The sequence below is a fragment of the Methylobacterium ajmalii genome, assembly GCF_016613415.1.
Lineage (GTDB): Bacteria > Pseudomonadota > Alphaproteobacteria > Rhizobiales > Beijerinckiaceae > Methylobacterium > Methylobacterium ajmalii.
On the sequence record NZ_JACWCT010000081.1, the window covers coordinates 70,894 to 93,069 of the forward strand.

17 protein-coding genes and 1 pseudogene are annotated in these 22,176 nt (G+C 70.6%); 7 read left to right on the top strand and 11 right to left on the bottom strand.

Features of this window, described 5'->3' with window-relative positions; translation table 11 throughout:
• Nucleotides 1-24: 24 nt before the first annotated feature.
• The 5 genes from HPY23_RS15500 to HPY23_RS15520 all read right to left on the bottom strand — a co-directional run bounded on the left by HPY23_RS15500 (nt 25) and on the right by HPY23_RS15520 (nt 6,253).
• Nucleotides 25-1,056 carry an HAD family hydrolase gene (locus tag HPY23_RS15500; protein ID WP_244537526.1) on the bottom strand — a complete coding sequence of 344 codons (1,032 nt, stop codon included), beginning with the start codon at nt 1,054-1,056 and terminating at the stop codon, nt 25-27.
• A 915-nt stretch (nt 1,057-1,971) separates the two neighbouring features.
• Entirely contained in the window at nt 1,972-2,520 is a 549-nt protein-coding gene (locus tag HPY23_RS15505; protein WP_175539905.1) for a hypothetical protein, read from the bottom strand.
• A 40-nt stretch (nt 2,521-2,560) separates the two neighbouring features.
• Complete coding sequence (locus HPY23_RS15510; RefSeq protein ID WP_418888673.1) at nt 2,561-3,871, bottom strand: flavin monoamine oxidase family protein; 1,311 nt, start codon at nt 3,869-3,871, stop codon at nt 2,561-2,563.
• 8 nt (nt 3,872-3,879) lie between these two features.
• Entirely contained in the window at nt 3,880-4,434 is a 555-nt protein-coding gene (locus HPY23_RS15515) for a hypothetical protein (protein ID WP_244537527.1), read from the bottom strand.
• 10 nt (nt 4,435-4,444) lie between these two features.
• Nucleotides 4,445-6,253 carry a hypothetical protein gene (locus tag HPY23_RS15520; protein ID WP_091884586.1) on the bottom strand — a complete coding sequence of 603 codons (1,809 nt, stop codon included), beginning with the start codon at nt 6,251-6,253 and terminating at the stop codon, nt 4,445-4,447.
• 177 nt (nt 6,254-6,430) lie between these two features.
• Here HPY23_RS15520 and HPY23_RS15525 point away from each other — a divergent pair, with 177 nt between their 5' ends.
• Together HPY23_RS15525 and HPY23_RS15530 are read left to right on the top strand one after the other, a co-directional pair.
• The gene (locus HPY23_RS15525) at nt 6,431-7,936 is read left to right on the top strand and encodes an NAD(P)/FAD-dependent oxidoreductase (protein ID WP_060848684.1); all 1,506 of its coding nucleotides are present in this window, start codon (nt 6,431-6,433) and stop codon (nt 7,934-7,936) included.
• Nucleotides 7,937-8,100: 164 nt separating this feature from the next.
• The gene (locus HPY23_RS15530; protein WP_091884588.1) at nt 8,101-9,267 is read left to right on the top strand and encodes a complex I NDUFA9 subunit family protein; all 1,167 of its coding nucleotides are present in this window, start codon (nt 8,101-8,103) and stop codon (nt 9,265-9,267) included.
• Nucleotides 9,268-9,430: 163 nt separating this feature from the next.
• Here HPY23_RS15530 and HPY23_RS15535 read toward each other — a convergent pair whose 3' ends face one another.
• A complete protein-coding gene (locus HPY23_RS15535) occupies nt 9,431-10,213 on the bottom strand; it encodes an SDR family oxidoreductase (protein ID WP_091884591.1) in 783 nt (260 codons plus the stop codon).
• A gap of 225 nt (nt 10,214-10,438) precedes the next feature.
• A complete protein-coding gene (gene argH, locus HPY23_RS15540; protein ID WP_091884594.1) occupies nt 10,439-11,830 on the bottom strand; it encodes an argininosuccinate lyase in 1,392 nt (463 codons plus the stop codon).
• On the opposite strand from argH, the gene tlpA reads away from it, so the two are divergent.
• The gene (tlpA, locus tag HPY23_RS15545; protein ID WP_091884597.1) at nt 11,829-12,476 is read left to right on the top strand and encodes a thiol:disulfide interchange protein TlpA; all 648 of its coding nucleotides are present in this window, start codon (nt 11,829-11,831) and stop codon (nt 12,474-12,476) included. The genes argH and tlpA overlap by 2 nt on opposite strands.
• A 129-nt stretch (nt 12,477-12,605) precedes the next feature.
• On the opposite strand, the gene HPY23_RS15550 is transcribed toward tlpA, so the two are convergent.
• Complete coding sequence (locus HPY23_RS15550; RefSeq protein WP_091884599.1) at nt 12,606-12,917, bottom strand: hypothetical protein; 312 nt, start codon at nt 12,915-12,917, stop codon at nt 12,606-12,608.
• Nucleotides 12,918-12,927: 10 nt separating this feature from the next.
• Complete coding sequence (locus HPY23_RS15555) at nt 12,928-14,010, bottom strand: metallopeptidase domain-containing protein (protein ID WP_236012643.1); 1,083 nt, start codon at nt 14,008-14,010, stop codon at nt 12,928-12,930.
• A 213-nt stretch (nt 14,011-14,223) separates the two neighbouring features.
• On the opposite strand from HPY23_RS15555, the pseudogene nhaA reads away from it, so the two are divergent.
• A pseudogene (gene nhaA, locus HPY23_RS15560) lies at nt 14,224-15,416 on the top strand (Na+/H+ antiporter NhaA).
• A gap of 110 nt (nt 15,417-15,526) precedes the next feature.
• On the opposite strand, the gene HPY23_RS15565 reads toward nhaA, so the two are convergent.
• Together HPY23_RS15565 and HPY23_RS15570 are read right to left on the bottom strand one after the other, a co-directional pair.
• Complete coding sequence (locus HPY23_RS15565) at nt 15,527-17,101, bottom strand: L,D-transpeptidase family protein (RefSeq protein ID WP_418888672.1); 1,575 nt, start codon at nt 17,099-17,101, stop codon at nt 15,527-15,529.
• A 332-nt stretch (nt 17,102-17,433) separates the two neighbouring features.
• Entirely contained in the window at nt 17,434-18,387 is a 954-nt protein-coding gene (locus HPY23_RS15570) for an acetyl-CoA carboxylase carboxyltransferase subunit alpha (protein WP_091884602.1), read from the bottom strand.
• A 303-nt stretch (nt 18,388-18,690) separates the two neighbouring features.
• On the opposite strand from HPY23_RS15570, the gene HPY23_RS15575 reads away from it, so the two are divergent.
• From HPY23_RS15575 to HPY23_RS15585, 3 genes are all read left to right on the top strand, one after another.
• Complete coding sequence (locus HPY23_RS15575; protein WP_091884604.1) at nt 18,691-19,818, top strand: patatin-like phospholipase family protein; 1,128 nt, start codon at nt 18,691-18,693, stop codon at nt 19,816-19,818.
• A gap of 23 nt (nt 19,819-19,841) precedes the next feature.
• Nucleotides 19,842-20,585 carry an acetoacetate decarboxylase gene (locus HPY23_RS15580; protein WP_091745551.1) on the top strand — a complete coding sequence of 248 codons (744 nt, stop codon included), beginning with the start codon at nt 19,842-19,844 and terminating at the stop codon, nt 20,583-20,585.
• 147 nt (nt 20,586-20,732) lie between these two features.
• Entirely contained in the window at nt 20,733-21,518 is a 786-nt protein-coding gene (locus tag HPY23_RS15585; RefSeq protein WP_091884607.1) for a 3-hydroxybutyrate dehydrogenase, read from the top strand.
• The last annotated feature ends 658 nt before the right edge of the window (nt 21,519-22,176 follow it).

Below are 22,176 nucleotides of genomic sequence, written 5' to 3' on the forward strand. Positions count from 1 at the left end.
GGATCCCGGCGGCGTCTCGGCGCTCTACTGGATGTCCTCGGGCTTCACGACGATCCAGTTCTTGTCGGCGGTGACGGGCAGGCCGTTCGCGGCCTGCGCGGTCGCGCTGGTCTTCTTCATCTCCTCGATCTGGGTGCGGTACTTCGCCTTGCGATCGACCCAGACCCGGACGCCGCCCTTGGCGATGTCGACGTCGTGGAACAGCATCGGCCCGTCGCTCACCGGCGTGTCGCCGGCGACCAGCACCGCCTTCTTCCACGGATCGATGTAGGTCATGATCGCCGCGTACTTGCCGGCGTACCAGGTCGCCGGGGTCCACAGGTACGGCGTGACCTCGAGGGGCAGGTTGGCCTTCTCGTCGTAGCGGCCGGCCGCGACCTGCTTGCGTGTCGTCGTCAGCTCGCCGGTCTTGCGGTCCTTGAGCAGCGTCGTCACGCCGATGACGTTCTCGGGCTTGACGTTGTAGCCGTAGCGCGGATCGGAGGCGACCATGCGCACGATTTCCTCGTGCGCCGCGCTCACCACGTAGACCTCGATGCCGTTCTCGCGCAGCTTGGCGTACAGCTCCTTGATGCCGGTGAAGATCCTGGGCGGCTGGACCTCGATCGTCTTGAGCGTGTCACCCTCGTAGTAGGTCGACGGGATGGTCTTCCCGTAGCTCATCAGCTCGTCGACGTAGCCCTTCAGCTCCTGGACGGTGAGCCCGGAGAACGACTGCGCGATCCACGGATAGCACACCATGTCGTCGATCTCGCACAGCCGGTAATAGTAGCTGTTGAGGCTCTCCTTGACGTCGCCCTTGTCCTTGAACGGTATCAGCTTCAAGGATGGATCGAGCTTCTCGCGCGTCAGCACGCCCTTCATCTCGAGGAAGGGCAGCAGCGACTCGGTCAGGTCGTAGCGATAGCTGGTGTTGTCCATGTCGAACACGGCGTACGCGCCCTTGTTCGCGTTCGCGGCGATCATCGCATCGATCTGCTGCGCCGCCTCCTTCGGCCAGTGATCGAGCCCGGCGGCCGAGGCCTGGCTGGCCAGACCGAGCAACAGACAACTCACGAGCCACCTCGATGCGCGCAACATGGGACGCTCCCTGGTTCGGGATTGCAGGTCTTCGGGAAGATTCGACACGCGCGAGCGGACGGCGACACCGGAGGACGAAACAGATCTCGTGTTCGTGCGTGTCTGGTCCGGTCACGCGGTGTGTCATGCGAATGGCCTGTACGGCCCTTCGTCGAGGAGAGGCGGTGCCGAGATCATCGCCGGGGTTTCAGCCCCACGAATGTCCGGGCAATGAAACCCTTGGTCACGCGTTCAGCAAGCAGTGGGCAATAACTTTAGGAGGTGTTGCAATTTAGTTACTTATATACAACAAATCGCATAATTTACAATAATCTGCAGCAAACTTTGAGCAAAGATAAATAAAAATCTTAATATCATGCCGTTATACATCATTCAATATTTATATGATAATGATCCATTTTTGTATTTTGAGTCGCAATCCCCCGTACAAAAACATCTCAAAACAAAATAGGTACATAAAATGATTCTTTTTGCGCACTCCTAATCTCTAGACGACGTTGTTTCCGGCCAACGCCCTTCGGACCTGGGCTTTAGCGACGAAATGCTTCATTCTGATGACAGATGGAGTTTCAGCGAGCATTCGCGATTTCGATAGATCGAGAGAGATCCTACGGCCGAGACAGCAGGACTGATCTTGCCTTGAGGCAAGACCTGCAGAGTGCAAGACACGCAGGGCGGTAGATCCGGCTTCGTTACGGCAGCGATGATCCGAAGACCAACGGTACTGGGTGGCGTCGATCGGACATCGCGGCATGGACGCGGGCGTGGCTTCGCCAGCCGAGCGCAACGGGCATGCCCTGCGGCCCGGTGATGAATCGGAAGGCGCCGCCCGGCAGCACCGGACAGCTCGGCCCTCGTCGCGGGAACAGGCTTGGCCGAAGCCGGAGCGTCCTACTTCGCCGCCGGCTCCTTCGCACCCGTATCCTTGGGGGCGGCATCCTTGGGCGCCGCATCCTTGGGCCCCGCATCCTTGGCAGCCCCGTCGCTCACCGTCGTGAAGGTCCCCTCGAAGCGGCCCCGCTGGGTGTCCGCCGAGCAGGCGACGATCGAGCGGCCGGGCGGGGAAGCGGGGAAGCGGCAGGAGCCGACGGTCATCAGCGTGTCGCGGGTGATGCCGCCGTCGCTGCCCTTCACGGTCAGGATCACGGCGCTGACCGGCTGGAGCGCGTCGACGCCGACTTCCTCCTGCCGGTCCTGCGGCATGCCGGTGCCGCTGAAGCTGATCGTCGTTCCGTCGCTGGAGGTGAAGTCGAACGAGGTGCGCCGGCCCTGGACCAGGTTGGCGAGACCGTCGCCGCAGGTCGGGGTGACGTCCTTCCCGGCGACGACGAGCTTGTCGCAGGTGCCCTTGAGCACGTTGCGGGTCATGGGCTGGGCGTGGACCCCGGCGGCGCAGGACAGGCCGAGGAGCACGAGGACGGTGAGGAGACGGGTCAGCATGGATGGAATGTAGGCGTCCGCCGCGGGAAACCAACGTGGCTCAATGGCCGAGCGTGGCGGCCATCGCCTCGGCCGCCCGCTCGCCCTCCGCGAAGGCGCCGCCCGCGGTGCCCCATTGCTCGCGCGACAGGGCCTCGCCGGCAAACCAGATCCGCTCGCCCACCGCTTGCTTGAGGAGGTCGCGGGCGCCGGTATGGCCCGGCGGCACCACCGCCCAGGAGCCGCGCGACCAGGGATCGTGACGCCACTCGGTCACCGCCGGCACCGCGAGGTCGCGCAACGACCCGCGGCCAACCTGCTCGGCCAGGGTCTCTCGCACCAGCCGGCGCGCGCCGTCGGCGCCGGACCGGGCCGCGTCGAGGCGCGCGGCCATCGGCACGTCGAGCTCGAAATAGTGGAACGGCGTGCCGTCGACGCGCGTCAGCAGGCCCGGCGGCTGGAGCCGTCCGCCGATCAGGCTCGCCAGCCGGTCGCGGCCGCGGAACGGCGAGGACGGCCAGTGCAGCACGACGTGCTCGTAGATGCCGGTGGCGAACCCGTCGATCGCCGCGCGCACCGGCGCCGGCAGGTCGGGGGCGAACCGCAAGGCCGGGGCCGGCTCCTGCAGCACCATCATGGGCGCGGTGACGAGCGCCGCCCGGGCCCGCAGGGTGCCGCGGGCTCCGAGATCGAGGCTCACCCCCTCCCCGGCCCAGTCGAGGGCGGCCACCGGGGTCCCGAGCGCCACCGGCAGCCCTGCGGCGAGGCGGGCGAGGTAGGCGCCGTAGCCGCCGGCGATGAAGAAGTTGTCGCCGTACTCCATGCTGGGGAAGTCGTGCAGGCTGATCTCGGAGAGCGGCCGGCCCGAGACGAGGCCGTGCACCAGGGAGACCCGCTTGCCCCAGGGCCCGAGGCCCGGCGGCAGGGCGGCGGCGGCCGGACGGTCCGCGCCGGGGAGGCGCGCGCCGTCGGTCATCGCCCGGTCGGCGACCGACCAGGCGCGGCCGAAGGCGGCCTCCTCGGCCGGCCGGCCCGGGCGGCGCCCGACCCAGAGGTGGCTCTCCTGGGCGGCCCGGCGCAGGGGCTCGCCGCGGGCGAGACCCAGGCCCACCAGCGGGTTGATCGGTCCGGCATGGAGCCAGTGCGCGCCGAGATCGACCGGATGGCCCCGCAAGGCGGTGGTGACGGTGCGCCCGCCGAGCCGCGGCCGGGCCTCCAGCACCGCGACCGACAGGCCGAGCGCGCGAAGCCGCCGCGCCGCGCCGATGCCGGCGGCGCCCGCGCCGATCACCGCCACGTCGGGCGAGGTGGGCAGGTCCGCCAGCGGCGGGACGCTGGTCGGCGGCAGGTGCTGGTGGGCGGCGCGCGGCATCCGGGTCATCACCCCTTCGTCGATTCGAGGCCGGCCGCCACCGCGATCGCGGCGAGCCAGGCGTCGAGCCGGGCGCGGCTCGTCGCCGGGACCGGGCAGCCGGCCTGGCTGCGGATGTAGAGCGCGAGGCTGGCACGGCCCTCCCCCCGGCCGACGATCTCGACCGCGATCGTGTCGGGGCATCGCAGCCAGGCCGTGCGGGCGACGTAGCGGTCCTGCTCGCCCCAGCGATCGGTGAAGACCAGGGCGGTGCGAGGCTGGTCCTCGGCGACCCGCTTGACGATCTCGCGCAGGCGCGCGCCCGGGATGGCGAAGTCCGGCGGCACCGCGTCGGCCTGCGCCCGGGGGCAGATGTCGGGCGCGCAGGCGAGCGCGTCGGACCGGGACGGCGTGCGGGCTAGGCGCGCGAACTCGACCGGGCCGAGATCCGGTGGTCCGAGCAGCGCGATCCACACCTCCTCGATGCCGCCGGGCTCCTCGCCGCGGGCGACCGCCAGCCCCCCGGCGGCCAGGACCGCGAGGAGGAGGGCGACGACGACGAGCGCAGCCGGACGCCAGATCACGACGTGTCTCTCAGGGCGCCGGCCGGAGGCGCCAGACCCGCAACGGCGTATCCCGCACCGGGACCGGCTCCAGCCCGGGCGGGGAGACCTCGCCGCGCCCGAGGCGGACCGCGACGCTCGGCGTCTCGCCGGGTTTCTCCGGCGGGGCGCACGCCACGATGTAGTCCGCCCCCGCACGGGCGGCCACGCGCGGCAGGGCCTCGAGATCGCGAAACCCTTCGAGCGAGGCGACGAGGCCGGGCAACGCCCGGTGATACGGCGCCGCCACGACGGAATGGTGGCTGTGCAGCAGGAGGCTGGGGCCGAGGTCGATCTCGGCGAGGATCACCCCCGGCGGCAGGGCGTCGAGGGCGGCGATCGACCGGCGGGCCCCGCATTCCTGCCAGGCGGCGTGCTCGGTCGCGAAAGCCTTCTCGGTGTTGCCGAAGGCCTGCGGCACCGAGGCGACGAGGAGCCAGACCTTGCCGCAGAGCGCGAGCCCGAGCCCGATGGCGGCGAGGCGCCGGCGCGAGGATGCGCGGGAATCGCGCAGCAGCGCCACCGCCCGGTCGAGGACCGGGCCGGCGACCAGCGGCACGAAGGCCCCGGCGACGTAGAGGCCCCGGAACTGCGGCACGCCGAGCGCCACGCCGAGCCAGAGCGTCCCGGCCGCCACCGCCATCAGGCGGCGCGGCGCCGGCGCCCCGTCGCGCCAGGCCCACAGGCTCGCCACGAGCGCGCCGACCAGCACCGGGACGTGGCCGGCGAGCACCGCGTCGGGTGCCAGGACGGCGAGCTGCCAGACCGGCCGCATCTCGCGCACCTTCACCAGCCACTCGTCGTGGACAAGGGCCGGCATGCCGGTGAACGGCCCGGCGGCGCAGGCCGGGAACATGAGGACGAATCCGCCGACCGCTACCGCCCCGCAGGCGACGAGGAACCCGGCCCGCGCGAGGCGCCCGCCGGGCACGAGAGCGGCCCCGCAGGCCGTGGCGAGCGCCGCCGCCGAGAGCCAGAGCCAGGGCGGGGAGAGAGCGTCGCAGGCGGGGACGGCCCAGGCGGCCGGACCGGTCTGGACGGCGAACAGGACCGGGGCGACGAGCCCGAGGCCGAGGCCGAAGCCGCGGAACGGCGCCAGGGCCGCGCGCCCGTCGCGCCACCACAGGCCGGCGAGCAGCAGCCCGGCGGCGGCGATGAAGGGCAGCGCCTCGAGCCCGACCGCGAGCGAGAACGCCGCGAGCGCCCCCGCCGCCGCGCCGTCCCTCGCCGTCGGGGCCGGCCGGGCGAGGCACAGTGCCAGCGCGAGGACCGCGCAGATCTGGACGTTGTGGTGGTCGATGCGCCCGGGCGCGAACATGCCGGTGACGAACACCGCCTGCCCGGCGGCGAACAGCGCGAAGGCCGCCGCGCGCCAGCCGAAGGCGCGCGCCACCCCGCGATGGAGGATGAGGGCGTAGAGCCCGAGCAGGAGGAGCGGCCAGGCGGCCGCGACGATCCCGTCGGCCGCCGGCCCGGCGAGGGGCCGGACCAGCAGGATCAGGGCGGCGATCGGCGCGTCGACGAGGCGCGACCAGTGCATCGGCGGCGCGCCGGCATGGCGGTGCTGGGACAGATCGAACCAGCCCTGGCCGGCGAGAAGGTCGCGCACCTGCACCAGCCGCATCGCGTCGTCGGTGTCGGGCAGGCGCAGCTCGCGCAGGACCGCCACGAGATCGGGCCAGGACAGGATCCCGGCGACGCTCGCCGCCACGATGAGCCACACCACCGCCGGACGCTCGAAGGGCGAGCGCTCGGCCGCCTCCGGTCCGGGCCGGGCCTGGGTCAGCGGGGCGGCGAGCATGGCGGGATCCTTGACGAGCCTCGGACATCCGGTCGGACCGGGGTCGCATGCCGGCCTTACCCTCCGGTTAGCGGGTGCGGTTGAGCGGTTCTTTACCATCCGGCCGCTAAAGCATGGGGAGAGCGAGACCCGCCTTCACGCGTAGCGGCCGTGCCGGCCCCCGGAGTTGCCCGAGCGATGAGCCTTCACACCGAGACGCTGGTGATCGGCGGAGGACCGGCGGGCCTGACCACCGGCTACATGCTGGCCAAGGCCGGCCGCGACGTCGTGGTTCTGGAACGCGACGCGACCCAGGTCGGCGGCATCAGCCGCACGGTGGAGTACAAGGGCTACCTGTTCGACATCGGCGGCCACCGCTTCTTCTCGAAGGCGAAGGAGGTGGTCGACCTCTGGAACGAGATCCTGCCCGACGACTTCATCGAGCGGCCGCGCCTGTCGCGGATCTACTACAAGGGCAAGACCTACGCCTATCCGCTCAAGGCCTTCGAGGCCCTGCGCAACCTCGGCATCGTCGAGAGCGGCCTTTGCGTCGCCTCCTATCTCTGGGCCCGCGCCCGGCCGATCAAGGAGCCGAAGAGCTTCCACGAGTGGGTCCGCAACCAGTTCGGCGAGCGGCTGTTCTCGATCTTCTTCAAGACCTACACCGAGAAGGTGTGGGGCATGTCCTGCGACGACATCTCGGCCGACTGGGCGGCGCAGCGCATCAAGGGGCTCGACCTCGGCGCGGCGATCCGCGACGGGCTCAAGCGCTCGCTCGGCCTGCACCGGCCGGCCGCCTCCGGCGACGGCACCGTCATCAAGACCCTGATCGAGTCGTTCCGCTACCCCCGCCGCGGCCCCGGCATGATGTGGGACGCCGCCGCGGCCGCGATCCGCAAGAACGGCGGCCGGGTCCTGCTCGACCGGCGGGTCGACGGCCTGTCGTACGACGCCGCGACCAAGCTCTGGACCGTGAGCGCCCGGCGCGAGGACGGCAGCCGCGAGACCTTCACGGCCCGCAACGTCGTCTCCTCGGCGCCGATCCGCGAGCTCGTGGGCGCCATCCGCCCGGCCCCGTTGAGCACCTTCCAGGCGCGCAGCCTCCGCTACCGCGACTTCGTCACCGTGGCGCTGATCGCGCGCGCCAAGGACAGCTTCCCGGACAACTGGATCTACGTCCACGACCCGGCGGTGAAGGTCGGCCGGGTGCAGAACTTCCGCTCCTGGTCGCCCGAGATGGTGCCGGACGACGCCTATACCTGCCTCGGCCTCGAATATTTCTGCTTCGAGGGCGACGGGCTGTGGACCGCGCCGGATTCCGAGCTGATCGCACTCGCCCGCCGCGAGATCGGCCAGATCGGCCTCGTCGATCCGTCGAGCGTCGTCGATGCCTGCGTGGTGCGCCAGCCCAAGGCCTACCCGGTCTACGACGACGCCTACCGGGCCCACGTCGCGACGATCCGCCGGGACCTCGAAGGCAGCTACCCGTCGCTCCACCTCGTCGGCCGCAACGGGATGCACAAGTACAACAACCAGGACCACGCGATGATGACCGCCATGCTGACGGCGCAAAACATCATCCTGGGCGAGCGGCGCTACGACGTGTGGAACGTCAACGAGGATGCCGAGTACGGCGAGGCCGGGCTCTCGGGGGCGCAGGAGGCCCTGGGCAGCGAGCGGATGGTGCCCCGCAAGGTGGCGTGAGCCGGACGGGGGCGCCGGGGCGCGGCGAACGGGACGCACCCTCGCCGGTTCCGGGCCCCCGCGACGGCGGCGGAGCTTCACAGGACCTCGCCCCTCGACTAAGGAGCCGGCACGAGCCCCCGCACCCTCGGCCCGATGAAGACCCGCGGAAGGACCCCACGACCATGACCGGCTTCGACACCGTCGGCCTCACCCGGCCCGCCTCGCAGCTCGTGACCGTGTTCGGGGGATCGGGTTTCCTCGGCCGTCACGTCGTGCGGGCGCTGGCCAAGCGCGGCTACCGGATCCGGGTGGCGGTGCGCCGGCCCGACCTCGCGCAGTTCCTCCAGCCTCTCGGCCGCGTCGGCCAGATCGTCGGCGTGCAGGCCAACCTGCGCAATCCGGCCTCGATCGTGCGCGCTACCGAGCACGCCGACATCGTGGTCAACCTCGTCGGCATCCTGCAGGAGAGCGGCAGCCAGAGCTTCCAGCGCCTCCAGGCCGACGGCGCCGCCGAGATCGCCCGGGCCGCCGCCGCGGTCGGCGCGCCGATGATCCACGTCTCGGCCCTCGGCGCCGACGAGGCGTCCGCATCCGCCTATGCCCGCTCGAAGGCGATCGGCGAGGCCCGGGTGCTCGAGGCGCGGCCCGACGCCGTGATCTTCCGGCCCTCGATCGTGTTCGGGCCGGGCGACAGCTTCTTCAACCGCTTCGCGGGCCTCGCCCGGATGCTGCCGGTGCTGCCGCTCGCCGGCGCCGAGGCCCGGATGCAGCCGGTCTTCGCCGGCGACGTCGCCGAGGCGATCGCCCGGGCGGTCGAGGGCGGGCTCCGGGGCGGCCGGGTCTACGAGCTCGGCGGGCCGGAGATCCTGACCCTGCAGCAGCTCGTCGAGTACACCCTCAAGGTGACGATGCGCAGCCGCGTGGTGCTGCCGCTGCCGGCCCCCGCCGCCCGCCTCCAGGCCCGGGTGATGGAGCTCGTCGACACCGCGACGCTCGGCCTCCTGCCCGACACCCTGAAGCTCACCCGCGACCAGGTCACCCTGCTCCAGAGCGACAACGTCGTGTCCGAGGCCGCCAAGGCGGACGGCCGCACGATCGAGGGGATCGGCATCGCCCCGACCGCGATCGAGGCGGTGGTGCCGGGCTATCTCTGGCGCTTCCGCAAGGCCGGCCAGTTCGCCACCGGCCGCGGCACCCCCGAGATGGCCGCGACCCCGGACCTGATCGCCCCCGAGCCGATGGGCCCGGGCTCGCAGCACCACCCGGGCGACGCGAGCGGCCCGGCGATCGGCCAGCTGGCCGCGGGCGCCGGGCCGGCGCCGGGCGTGCGCTGGGGCAAGCGGCAGTGAACCGACAACCGGTTCGCAGATGAAGAAAGGGCGGTCCCGAAGGACCGCCCTTTTTCTTGGGTCGCCACCCGTTCCCGCACGACCGGAGCGACGCGCACCGAAGCGACGCGCGACAGGGTTCGAAACGGGCGGGACGAACGATCGTCCCGCCGCAGGCGATCCCTCAGATCGACCGCACGGCTCCGCCGTCGACCCGGATCATGCTGCCGGTGACGTAGGAGGCCCGCTCCGAGGCCAGGAAGCACGCCACGTCGGCGAATTCCTGGACACGGCCGTAGCGCTTGGCGGGAATCGCCGCGCGGGCGGCCTCGGCGATCTCGTCGCGCGACTTGCCCTGCGCCTTGGCGTTGGCAGTATCCAGTTCGCCGGTGCGGTCGGTCTCGATGCGGCCGGGCAGGATCATGTTGACGGTGACGCCGTCGGCCGCGACTTCGGCCGACAGGGTCTTGGCCCAGCCGGCGATCGAGGCGCGCAGCGCGTTCGACATCACGAGGTTGGGGATCGGCTGCTCGACGCCGCTCGAGGCCACCACGACGATGCGGCCGAAGCCGGACTGGCGCATGCCCGGCAGGACGAGCCCGGCGAGGCGGAAGACCGGGGTCACCATCGCCTCGAATTGCGGCGTCCAGGCCTCGGGCTGGACGGTGAGGGCGGTGCCGGCCGGCGGACCGCCGGTATTGGCGATCAGGATGTCGACCCCGCCGAGATGCTCCTGGGCAGCAGCGAAGATCGCCTCGACGTTGTCCTTCAGGGGGCCCGCGAAGGCGTGGGCGCGGCCCTGGCCGCGGGCGTTGATCGCCGCCACCGCCTCGTCCAGGCGCTCGGCGGTGCGGGCGGTGAGCAGCACGTCCGCGCCCTCGGCCGCCAGGGCCTCGGCGATGCCGCGGCCGAGGCCGCGGCTGGACGACAGGACGAGGGCGCGCTTGCCCTTGAGACCGAGATCCATGGTGGGTCCTCCCGTGATGGGTCGAGCTTGTTCGAGGCAGGGACTAACACACGCACCTGTGCCCTCCCACCCACGACCTCATCCTGAGGTGTGAGCGAAGCGAGCCTCGAAGGAGGGCTCCAGAAATCTCCGCGATCCCTGGAGCCCTCCTTCGAGGTCAGTCGATCTTTGATCGACTGACACCTCAGGATGAGGTCGTGCGTGGGACTAACAGACCTGTACCGCTCAGGCCGTCTCGCCGGCCAGGCGCTTGAGCCAGCCCTCGGCCTGCGCCCGCACGTTGTCCGGCGCGGTGCCGCCGTAGCTGGTGCGGCTCGCGACCGAGTTCTCGACGCCGAGCACCGCGAAGACGGCCTCGGAGATGCGCGGCTCCTCGGCCTGCATCACGGCGAGCGGCAGCGCCTCGAGGCCGATGCCGCGGGACGAGGCCTCGCCGACGAGGCGGCCGGTGACGTGGTGGGCATCGCGGAACGGCAGGCCGAGCTCGCGTACCAGCCAGTCGGCGAGATCCGTGGCGGTGGCGTAGCCGGAGCCGGCCGCCACCTTAAGGACCTCGGGCACGGGTTCGAGATCCCGGACCATGCCCGCCATGGCGGCGAGGCACAGCGAGAGGGTCTGGAGCGCGTCGAAGGTGCCCTCCTTGTCCTCCTGCATGTCCTTCGAATAGGCGAGCGGCAGGCCCTTCATGACGATGAGCAGCCCCGACAGGGCGCCGATGACCCGGCCCGACTTCGCCCGCACCAGCTCGGCGGCGTCGGGGTTGCGCTTCTGCGGCATGATCGAGGAGCCGGTGGTGAACCGGTCCGACAGCTTGACGAAGCCGAACTGCGCCGAGGTCCAGACCACGATCTCTTCCGCGAACCGCGACAGGTGCACCGCCGCGATCGCCGCCGCCGACAGCGCCTCGAGGGCGAAGTCGCGGTCGGCCACCGAATCGAGGGAATTCGCCGTCGGCCGGTCGAAGCCGAGGCTCTTCGCGGTGGCGTGCCGGTCGATCGGGAACGAGGTACCGGCGAGCGCCGCGGCGCCGAGCGGGCACTCGTTGAGGCGGGCGTGGGCGTCGCGGAACCGGCCGCGGTCGCGGTTCAGCATCTCGACATAGGCGAGGAGATGGTGGCCGAAGGTGACGGGCTGGGCCGATTGCAGGTGGGTGAAGCCCGGCATCACCGTGCCGGCGTGCTTGAGCGCCAGCTCGGCCATCGCCTGCTGCAGGTCGGCGGCCTGGCCGTCGAGGGCGTCGAGGGTGTCGCGCACCCACAACTTCATGTCGGTGGCGACCTGGTCGTTGCGCGAGCGCGCGGTGTGGAGGCGCCCGGCCGTCGGGCCGACGATCTCGCGCAACCGGCTCTCCACGCTCATGTGGATGTCCTCGAGCTCGCGGCGGAACTCGAAGGTGCCGGCCTCGATCTCGGACTGGACGGACTTGAGCCCGGCCTCGATCTTCGCCACATCCTCGGCCGGCAGGATCCCCGCCTTGCCCAGCATCGCGACGTGGGCGAGCGAGCCCCGGATGTCCTGGGGGGCGAGGCGCTTGTCGAAGCCGATGGAGGCGTTGATCTCCTCCATGATCTCGGCGGGGCCGCTCGCGAAGCGCCCGCCCCACATCCGGTTGCTCATGTCCTCACCTCGTCTCGCCTCATCGCGAAAAGCCCGCCTCGCCCTGGTCGCGGGGGGGCTCGCGGCACTCCTCGGCCTCGGGGCTGCCCTATACGGGGTTGCGGGCGGGGGCAACGGCGGCGCCTGCCCGCTCGCCAAGGCCACGGCCGCCCGGGTCGCGCCGCTCGCCCGCGGCGAGGTCGCGGCGCTCCAGGTCGCCGCGAGCCCGAAGGCCGCGCCCGCCCTCGCCTTCACCGGCCCGGACGGGCAACCGAGGACCCTCGCCGACCTGAAGGGCCGCACGGTGCTCCTGAACCTGTGGGCGACCTGGTGCGCGCCCTGCAAGGCGGAGATGCCGGCCCTCGACCGGCTCCAGGGTGAACTCGGGGGCCAGGATTTCGAGGTGGTGGCGCTCAACCTCGACACCCGCAACCCCGAGCGGCCGCCGCTCTGGATGAAGGAGAACGGCATCGCGCGGCTCGCCTACTACTCCGATCCGGGCGGGCGGGCGCTGCCGGTGCTGCAGCAGGGCGGCGACGTGGTGGGCCTGCCCACCACTTTCCTGATCGATCCGGCCGGCTGCGAGATCGGCGTGATGAAGGGCCCGGCGGAATGGGCGAGCGCGGACGCCCTGAGGCTGATCCGGGCGGCGCTCGGGCGGGGGTAGCGCCCGTCGGTACTCGTGCGCGGCGGGGCCTCCCGCCTCGATCCATCACTGTGACGTACGCGTTATACGCTTTCCGGCCGCTGGAATCGCGGCCGGAATACAAGCTTCACATCGGGAAATTGGCTCAGCTCAGGGAGCTTGGAAGCCCTTGTGTCCCCAGTTCAAGCCATTGCCGGTTCGGGGCTTGTCCATCCCCGCCGTCCGCTCCGCCCAGGCGCTCAGCGATAGCCGCTCGACCAGCGACAGGCCCGCGGTCGAGGCAGGATCGAGCTGCGCCGGCGTCTTCACACCGGGCAACGCGCGCAACGCGTCGATCACGGGTTTCTCGGCCTCCACGACGAAGACGCGATCTGAAAATTCCTGGGTCTTGCGGGCTTGCAAGAGGGCCGACCACGTACCGGCATTCGCCTTGTCGGGGTCGACGATCACGACCTGTTCCATCCCGGACCTCCTACACAGTGCCGGCAGCCGGGGACAGGCCGGCGAGGTGGGGCATAGTGTAGCCGAGATGATACGGCGTTTCAGTGCACATAGCCCAGTCGTTGCTCTTCATGATACATGGCACACCTCCCTTGTCAGCGCAACTCTCGCAGTTGAGGTTGGGGCGGCCGTATACCCCGTGGGAACCCGCGCAATTGCAACCGCTCAACGCATATTCGTCGGGCGCACCGAACACGTGCCCGGTTTCGTGGGCAAACACGCGGTCCAGATTGTCGGTTCCCCACCCGTCGTTGTCGTAATGCATGACGACATAGTCCCCGCGGCAATAGGCGAAATGCTGCAGCTGATAATGCGTGAAGAAGGCGCAGTAGGCGGCATGGGCGCTCCGGGCGGCCTTGATCGTCTTGATGTAGCGCGCAATACCGGACAGTCCCGCCGGTTGCCCGATGGCGGCGAGCGCGGCATCCCGCCACGGTGCCTCGAGCTGCTCGTAGGGATCGCTGCCGGTGGCGTTCTGGCCTGCCACCGCGGGCGTGGTGATCGAAGCGACCTGTATGTCGTAGGTGAACGTTACGTCCCGCGCCGGCGCCCGTCCGCCGAGGAAACTCAAGCCGTTCTGCACCTCGGCGACGATCTTCTGCTGTTGAGCAGCGGTCATCTCCAGGTCGCCCGGCCCGGACACGATGACTAGGCCGACCGCGATCCGGCCGGCCAGCCGACGGACGACCGGGGCCTGCGGCACGGCGAGCGGTGCCGGAGGGATCGGCGGAGCCGGCGGGACCAACCGGCCTTGGTCGCGATGCTGCTGCGGTTGGTCGCCGTCACCACTCCAGGACGCCGACCGGTGCGGGCGGTTTTCCTTCGCATCCAGGTAGGATGCGCGCATGCGGAGCTTGAAGGCTTCGATTCCCAGACGTTCCTGCGCATTCAGGCCGGCCTCGTTGATGGGAGCGTGCAAGGCAGACGCCGCCGATAAGCCAATCCGTACCGCCGGCCCATACTCGTGGAGCACAGGCGGCGGCGCGGCCAGAGCCGCACCGCCCTGGGTCATCGGCGTCAGGAGTGCCTCGGGAAGATTGACGTCGCCGGCCATTGCGGGGAGTGCCTCGCTCTCGATGATGGTGCCAGCAAATAATCAAAAAATCGTTTCACTGGAAAGACTGGCATATTATTTATGCCGCCCCACAAAAAGATCTAACTTATCGCAAAACTGTTTTCCACGACCTTCGCCGTCAGGCATGGTGCCGGGGTACCACGGTTCGTTGCCGGCGTTGATCCCGGGCGCCTTTCCTGGCACCCGGGCGCCATGCAGCCCTCCCCCTCCCCCCGGCGCCTGCCGCGCCCGCTATCGGCCCTGCGCGGCCAGCCGGTCAGCGGCGCGGGCGGCGGGCTCGTCCTGATGGCGAGCGCGGTGCTGGCGCTCGTCGTCGCCAACAGGCCCTACGGCGAGGCCTACGCCCACGCGCTCCACGCGACGGTCGGGCCGCTGAGCGTGCTGCGCTGGATCAACGACGGCCTGATGGCCGTGTTCTTCCTGCTCGTCGGGCTCGAGATCAAGCGCGAGATCCTCGACGGAGCCCTGCGCACCTGGCCCGACCGGGCGCTGCCGGGGATCGCGGCGCTCGGCGGCATGGCGGTGCCGGCCCTCGTCTACGCCGCGGTCAATGCGTCATCGCCCGAGACCCTGCGCGGCTGGGCGATCCCCGCGGCGACCGACGTCGCCTTCGCGCTCGGCGTGCTGGCCCTGCTCGGCTCCCGGGCCCCGGTCTCGCTCAAGATCTTCCTCACCGCGCTCGCCATCCTGGACGACCTCGGCGCGGTGGTGATCATCGCCTTGTTCTACACCGCCGATTTGTCGGCGCCGATGCTGGCGCTGGCCGGCGCCGTCACGGCGATGCTGTTCTCGCTCAACCGCGTCGGGCTTCGCCGGCTCGGGCCCTACCTGATCCTCGGCGCCGTCCTGTGGCTCTTGGTGCTGCGCTCGGGGCTGCACGCCACCGTGGCGGGCGTCGTCCTGGCGCTGGCGATTCCGCTGCGGGCGAGCCCCGGCCGGCCGGACGACCGCGAGTCGCCGCTCCACGCCCTCGAACACGCGCTTCAGCCCTGGGTCGCCTACGCGATCCTGCCGGTCTTCGGTTTCGCCAATGCCGGCGTGTCGCTCGCCGGGCCGACGCCGGGGGCCTTGCTCGCCCCGGTCACCCTGGGGGTCGCGGCGGGGCTGTTTGTCGGCAAGCAGGTCGGGGGGCTCGGCGGCGTCTGGCTCGCGGTGCGCAGCGGGCTGGCCGCGAGGCCCGCCGGCGCCTCCTGGCGCCACGTCTACGGCGTGGCGCTGCTGTGCGGCATCGGCTTCACCATGAGCCTGTTCATCGGCGGCCTCGCCTTCGCGAATACGCCGGAATTCGACACCGGGATCAAGCTCGGGGTGTCATCGTCGGCTCGGTGCTCTCGACCCTGACCGGGGCGCTGGTGCTGTCGCTCGGGCCGCGGGCAACGGAGTAGCCGCCACCGCATCCGGACAGGCCGCCCGGCCCGCCACGGGGGTCCATTCCGGGCTCGGCTCTCGCGGCCCCGGGATCAAACATCCAGGGCGAGCGACCCGGGAGCCGCCCTCAATTCCCCGGCTGCGAGGCGGCAACGCGGTTGCGGCCGTGCCCTTCGGTACGCTTGCCGGTCTCCGACGCCTTCTCGGCCGGCTTCGCTTCACCCGATTTGACCTCGCCGGATTTGGCCGCCGGCTTGCTCTCGGTCGACTTGCCCTCGGCCTTCTTGGCGCCCGCCGGATTGAGGCCCTCGACCTTCACGTCGGCCTTAGCGTTCGCCGCCGCCGGATGGGCGGTCGGAGCGGTGTGGAGGTGGGCGTTCACCTTCCTGGGCAAGGGCGCGGCCGGCGAGATCGCGGCGACCGGGGTGGCCTCCGCCGCCGGAAGGGCGGCCGGCGCAACCGGGGGCGCCGCGGGCGCGCCGCCGAACAGGTTGCCGAGGAGCTTGCGGTAGGCGGCGGGATCGCCGTCGGCGCTCGCCACGGTAATCGGGCCCGCCGGCGCCGATGGAGCCGCCGCGGCCTCGGCCGCCTCGCGGGTCGGGATCGGGGCCGGATTGGTCGCCGGGGCCGCGAAGGCGAGCGCGGTCGGCTTCACCGCCCCTAACTTGCCCTTCTCGTGCTTGGCGTCGATCTTGGCGAGCAGGACCGGCTTCACCTTCGGCTCGATCGAGATCTCTTCCGGCGCCGCCGCCAGGGCCTCGGGCCGGCTGATGGTGCCCATGTTGGGCCGCGGCTGCGCCTGCTCGGCGAAGAGCTGGGTGCTCGGCGCGGTCTCGCGGAAGTACGGGTGCTGGCCGCCGTCCTGGTAGACGAGGCGGGTCGCCGCCGTGCCCTTGGCGACGAGCTCGGCCACCTCGACCTCGTCCTTCTGGCGCTTGGCGACGACGACCGGATCGACCTTCGGGCTGCAGGCGCCGGCCGCGGCGTCCTGGCCGCCGAAGACGTAGCGGGTGCCGCACACCCCGACCCGCGGCTCCTCGTGCAGGGCCTCGAAGTAGTCCGAGCCCTCCTTCAGGTTCCTCCAGAAGCCGATATTCGGGTCGTTGCGGAACTTGGCGAGGTTCTGCGCCGTCATCCGGAACGGATAGGACTGGAACTGGAACGCCCGCTGCCCGCCCGCGAAGGCCTCGCGGGCGATGGCGTAGATCTCGGCGATCGCCTCGTCGGTCATGGCGAAGCAGCCGGCCGACGAGCAGGTGCCGTGCACCATCAGGTAGCTGCCGGTGCGGCCGTTGGCCCGGTCGAAGGCGTTCGGGTAGCCGGTGTCGAACGACAGGTAGTAGGACGAGTTCGGGTTCATCTGCCCCATGGCGATGGGATAGAACCCTTCCGGCGCCTGGCGGTCGCCCTCCCGCACCTTCGGCCCGAGCTGGCCCGACCAGCGGCAGATCGGGTAGGTCTTGAGGAGCGCGTACTGCCCGTCGGGCCCGCGCTTCCAGACCTCCATCTCCGATTCCTTCTTGAAGGCGCGGATCAGGATCGGGTCGCGGGGCGACATGTTCTTGGCCGTCATCAGGGCGACGGTCTTCTGCGGGATCGGCTCACGGGCGCGGGCGGAGCCTGCGGCGGAGAACCCGGCATCCTGGCACGCCCCGAGGGACAGGGCGGCGGCCAACGCGCTCGCCGCCAGCACCGGACGCATCGCCAGACGTCTCGCCAGACGCACCATGGGACAACCCCGCCTTCCCGCTACAGACCCCGGCACCCTGACGCCGGGGACCGTTCTCCCCAACCCCATAGCTTCGTTAAACTTACCCGCCTCTTACCGCAAGAACGGTTAAGATTGCGCGGATTCGCTCAACAGGCGCGTCGGGCAAGACGCCGGCGCATGACGGCACGGGGTTCACCCGCGAAGACATCGGCCGGGTCTTCGGCAAAACCAAGGCCGGGACGTGTCTGGCACGCGCCGGTTGTGCGGAGCTGTGGATCGCGGGGATACGGGGTGAGGGATACGGGACGCGGGGAGCGCCGGCGCTACAGGCTGCGCCCGATCTCCAGGAACTTCTGGGCCCGCTTGTCCCGCAGGGCGTCGGCGTCGAGGGAGGCAAGCGGTTCGAGCGCGCCCGCGATCGCATCGCCGGTCGCCCGGATGGCCGCCTGGCCGTCGCGGTGGGCGCCGCCGGTGGGCTCGGGCACGATCGCGTCGATGACGCCGAGGCGCAACAGGTCCTGGGCGGTGATCTTCATCGCGGTCGCGGCGTCCTGGGCCCGGCCGGCGTCGCGCCAAAGGATCGAGGCGGCGCCCTCCGGCGAGATCACGCTGTAGATCGAGTGCTCGAGCATGAGCACCGTGTTGGCGGTGGCGAGCGCGATGGCGCCGCCCGAGCCGCCCTCGCCGATCACCACGGTGACGTTCGGGGTCGGCAGGCCGAGGCAGGCCTCTGTCGAGCGGGCGATGGCCTCGGCCTGGCCGCGCTCCTCCGCCTCGATGCCCGGATAGGCGCCGGCGGTGTCGACGAAGGTGAGGACCGGCAGGCCGAAGCGGCCGGCGAGCCCCATCAGGCGCACCGCCTTGCGGTAGCCCTCGGGCTTGGCCATGCCGAAATTGTGCCGGATGCGCGCCTCGGTGTTGGCGCCCTTCTCCTGGCCGATGACGCAGACCGGCCGGCCGCGGAAGCGGCCGAAGCCGCCGACCACCGCCTCGTCCTCGCCGAACACCCGGTCGCCGGCCAGCGGCTGGAATTCCTCGATCAGGCCCGCGCAGTAATCGACGAAGTGGGGCCGCTGCGGATGGCGGGCGACCTGCGTCTTCTGCCAGGGGGTGAGACCGGCATAAAGCTCGGCCAGGGCCGCGGCGGCCTTGGCCTCGAGCCGGGTCACGTCCTCGCTGATCGCCACCGCGCCGTCGCGGTCGCCCAGCGCCCGCAATTCCTCGAGCTTCGCCTCGAGCTCGGCGACGGGCTTTTCGAAGTCGAGGTAGGAGCGCATCGGGACCTGTGTTGTGTCGGGCCGCATCGCGGTGGCTTTTTGCGCGAGGCGCGGGGTCTTTGGCACGGCGGCCGGCCCGGTCCTGACGTCCGGGCCGGGCGGCGCGGAGGGTTGGCGGAGGGGCCGGCGCATGTCAACCCGCGAGGCTGCGGCCGAGGCAGCGCCCGGCCGCGGCGCGAAAAGGCGGCGGGCCGCGCAAGGCAAGGCTTGTCTTGCGGCACTGCACCATCATCTTACGGCCGGGACGGACGCGGCTGCCCCCGTGGCCGAAGGTCCCCCTGCCGAAGGTCCCCTGGAGACGCCATGGACGAGCCGGAGCGGGCGGAACGCGACGAGTGCCGGGTGCTGGTGCTCCAGGGCGGCGGGGCGCTCGGCGCCTACCAGGCCGGCATCGCCGAGGCGATGCAGGAGGCGGCGCTCTCGCCCGAATGGGTCGCCGGCATCTCGATCGGGGCGATCAACGCCGCGCTGATCGCCGGCAACCCGCCGGAGCGGCGCGTCGAGCGGCTGCGCGCGTTCTGGGACAAGGTGTCGTCCGGCATCATCGTCTCGCCGTGGTTTCCCGGCGAGCAGGCCCGGGAGGTGTTCAACGCCTGGAGCGCCGCCTTCGGGGCGGCGGTGGGCGTGCCGGGCTTCTTCGCGCCGCGCTGGCCGCCGGCCGCGCTCTACCCGCCGGGCGCCCCCCAGGCGCTGAGCTACTACGACACCGCCCCCTTACGGCAGACGCTCGAGGAGCTGATCGACTTCGACCGGATCAACCGGCGCGAGACCCGGCTCAGCGTCGGCGCGGTCAACGTCCGCACCGGCAACTTCGTCTATTTCGACAACCACCGCGATCGGATCGGGCCCGAGCACGTCATGGCCTCGGGCGCGCTGCCGCCGGGCTTCCCGCCGGTCGAGATCGACGGCGAGCCGTACTGGGACGGCGGCATCGTCTCGAACACGCCGCTGCAATACGTGCTCGACGAGGAGCGGGCGCGCGACCTCGCGGTGTTCCAGGTCGACCTGTTCAGCGCCCGCGGGCCGGTGCCCCGCACCCTGGCGGAGGCGGCCGAGCGCGAGAAGGACATCCGCTTCTCGAGCCGCACCCGCCTCAACACCGACGACCAGATCGAGATCCACCGCGCCAAGACCGCGTTCCGGCGCCTGTTCGACAAGCTGCCGCCGGAGCTGCGCCAGGACCCGGACGTCGCGTTCCTCGCCGAGGTCAGCCACCAGAACGCGGTGACGATCCTGCAGCTGATCTACCGCGCCAAGAACTACGAGAGCGACGCCAAGGACTACGAGTTCTCGCGCGCCACCATGCTGGAGCACTGGAAGGCCGGGCGCCACGACATGCGCCGCTCGCTGCGCCACCGGCGCTGGATCGAGCGCTGCCGGCCCGACCAGGGCGTGACCGTGTTCGACCTCACCCGCGACGCGCGGGACTGAGCTTTTGAAGGAAGGGACGCCGCATGACCCGCGACGAGATCCTGAAGGCCCCCTCGATGCCGGCCTTCAGCCCGAGCTACCCGCACGGGCCCTACCGGTTCATGCGGCGCGAATACCTCATCATCACCTACGAGACCGACCCGGAGGCTTTGCGCGCCGCGCTCCCCGAGCCGCTGGAGCCGGCGCCCGGCAACCTCGCCTTCTACGAGTGGATGAAGATGCCGGATTCCTCCGGCTTCGGCGATTACGAGGAGAGCGGCTCGGCCATCGTCGCGAGCTACAAGGGCGAGCCCTGCAACTACTCGGTCCAGATGTACCTCGACGACGAGCCGCCGATCACCGCCGGCCGCGAGATCTGGGGCTTCCCGAAGAAGTACGGGGTGCCCCGGCTCAAGGTGACGAAGGACACGCTGACCGGCACCCTGCACTACGACGACGAGCGGGTGGCGATGGGCACGATGACCTACAAGCACCGCAGCCTGGAGGACCAGCTCGACAAGGTCCGCGAGGGCATCGGCCAGCTCAACGTCAACCTGAAGTTGATCCCCGACGTCGATGGCGGGGTGAAGGTGGCGCAGCTCGTCGGCTACCGGCTGCAGGACATCCGGGTCCACGGTGCCTGGGAGGGCGACGCGCGGCTGCACCTCATCCCCCACGTCAATTGCCGCGTCGCCGACCTGCCGGTGCGCCGGATCGTGCGGGCGCGCCACCAGATCGTCGACTTCACCCTGCCGTACGGCCACGTGCTGCACGATTACCTGGCCTGATACGAGATCCGGAAGATGACTTCCTGATCTCGTATCACCAGCCAGCGCGGCGCCTGAGCGAAGCCGCTTTCCGCATCGCGAAGCGATCAATCGGAAAGCGTATGAGACCGTTCACCCCGAAAGCCCCCGATCCCCGGAGAGTGTCCCATGTCGCTGCAATCCAAGACCGCCCTCGTCACCGGCTCGACCAGCGGCATCGGCCTCGCCATCGCGAAGGCGCTGGCCGGCGCCGGCGCCAACGTGGTGCTCAACGGCTTCGGCAAGCCGGGCGCCATCGAGGCGGCGCGCTCGGGCATCGAATCCGAGTTCGGCGTGAAGGCGCATTACTCGGGCGCCGACATGACCAAGCCCGAGGAGATCGCCGCGATGGTGGCGCAGGCCGAGCAGGCCTTCGGCGCGGTCGACATTCTGGTCAACAATGCCGGCATCCAGTTCGTCTCGGCGATCGACGAGTTCCCGATCGAGAAGTGGGACCAGATCATCGCGATCAACCTGTCCTCGGCCTTCCACACCATGCGGGCGGCGATCCCCGGCATGAAGAAGAAGGGCTGGGGTCGGATCATCAACACCGCGTCGGCGCATTCCCTCGTCGCCTCGCCCTACAAGTCGGCCTACGTGGCGGCCAAGCACGGCATCGCCGGCCTGACCAAGACCGCGGCGCTGGAGCTCGCCACCCACAAGATCACCGTCAACTGCATCTCCCCCGGCTACGTCTGGACGCCGCTGGTCGAGGCCCAGATCCCCGACACCATGAAGGCCCGCGGCCTGACCAAGGACCAGGTCATCGACGAGGTGCTGCTGAAGGCCCAGCCGACCAAGGAGTTCGTCACCGTCGAGCAGGTCGGGGCGCTGGCCGCCTTCCTGTGCACCGATGCCGCGAGCCAGATCACCGGCGCCAACCTGCCGGTGGACGGCGGCTGGACGGCGCAGTAGCGGGACGGCAGTTCGGGCCGGATCGGGGCATCCCGTTCGGCCGGGATCGCGCCGGCATGCGCCGGGGATCTACAGCCGTCGTCTTGCCGCCTGACGGTGATCGGAGCGAGCGTTCTCCGACGCGGCGGGTCCCGCTTCGTCGGAGAGCGCCGTAAAATCATAGACTTGGAACAGCTCCCAGCCGTAACGCCAAGGTACACGATGCAGGCGCGACGGCCGGGAGCGCCCCCCCTCCCCCCTCTGCGGGGGAGGGTGCCCCACGGAGTGGGGCGAGAGAGGGGCAGCGCGACGCTGATCCAGATGGCGACCGTCATCATGGTCGCGACCTCTCCGGAAGCGGCGTCCCCTCTCCCGGCCTGCTCCGCAGGCCAACCTCCCCCGCGGAGGGGGGAGGGGTTCCCCTCTCGGCCGTCGCGCCTGCACCGCATAACCTGCCGCGTCGTATGCCGTGCGGCCACTCGATCAGGCGCCGCTGTCGCGTCGAGATCCCTGAGCCGTCCTTCTCTGTCAGTCCGTCATTGACGAACCGGCGTTTCAGAATGAGATCAGTGGTCAGACATAAGAATCAAAGGACTAATTTATCTATCGATTTAAAGAATATACGCCCTCGCGCCACCGTCGAATTTCTCTGCGCGACGCGGGCAGGCCGGCTCCGCCG

Excerpts from the sequence above, each read along its gene's own strand:
- HPY23_RS15505 (WP_175539905.1), bottom strand. The coding sequence starts at position 2,520 with ATGCTGACCCGTCTCCTCACCGTCCTCGTGCTCCTCGGCCTGTCCTGC.
- HPY23_RS15510 (WP_418888673.1), bottom strand. The coding sequence starts at position 3,871 with ATGCCGCGCGCCGCCCACCAGCACCTGCCGCCGACCAGCGTCCCGCCG.
- HPY23_RS15520 (WP_091884586.1), bottom strand. The coding sequence starts at position 6,253 with ATGCTCGCCGCCCCGCTGACCCAGGCCCGGCCCGGACCGGAGGCGGCC.
- HPY23_RS15525 (WP_060848684.1), top strand. The coding sequence starts at position 6,431 with ATGAGCCTTCACACCGAGACGCTGGTGATCGGCGGAGGACCGGCGGGC.
- HPY23_RS15530 (WP_091884588.1), top strand. The coding sequence starts at position 8,101 with ATGACCGGCTTCGACACCGTCGGCCTCACCCGGCCCGCCTCGCAGCTC.
- HPY23_RS15535 (WP_091884591.1), bottom strand. The coding sequence starts at position 10,213 with ATGGATCTCGGTCTCAAGGGCAAGCGCGCCCTCGTCCTGTCGTCCAGC.
- tlpA (WP_091884597.1), top strand. The coding sequence starts at position 11,829 with ATGTCCTCACCTCGTCTCGCCTCATCGCGAAAAGCCCGCCTCGCCCTG.
- argH (WP_091884594.1), bottom strand. The coding sequence starts at position 11,830 with ATGAGCAACCGGATGTGGGGCGGGCGCTTCGCGAGCGGCCCCGCCGAG.
- HPY23_RS15550 (WP_091884599.1), bottom strand. The coding sequence starts at position 12,917 with ATGGAACAGGTCGTGATCGTCGACCCCGACAAGGCGAATGCCGGTACG.
- HPY23_RS15555 (WP_236012643.1), bottom strand. The coding sequence starts at position 14,010 with ATGGCCGGCGACGTCAATCTTCCCGAGGCACTCCTGACGCCGATGACC.
- HPY23_RS15565 (WP_418888672.1), bottom strand. The coding sequence starts at position 17,101 with ATGCGTCCGGTGCTGGCGGCGAGCGCGTTGGCCGCCGCCCTGTCCCTC.
- HPY23_RS15570 (WP_091884602.1), bottom strand. The coding sequence starts at position 18,387 with ATGCGCTCCTACCTCGACTTCGAAAAGCCCGTCGCCGAGCTCGAGGCG.
- HPY23_RS15575 (WP_091884604.1), top strand. The coding sequence starts at position 18,691 with ATGGACGAGCCGGAGCGGGCGGAACGCGACGAGTGCCGGGTGCTGGTG.
- HPY23_RS15580 (WP_091745551.1), top strand. The coding sequence starts at position 19,842 with ATGACCCGCGACGAGATCCTGAAGGCCCCCTCGATGCCGGCCTTCAGC.
- HPY23_RS15585 (WP_091884607.1), top strand. The coding sequence starts at position 20,733 with ATGTCGCTGCAATCCAAGACCGCCCTCGTCACCGGCTCGACCAGCGGC.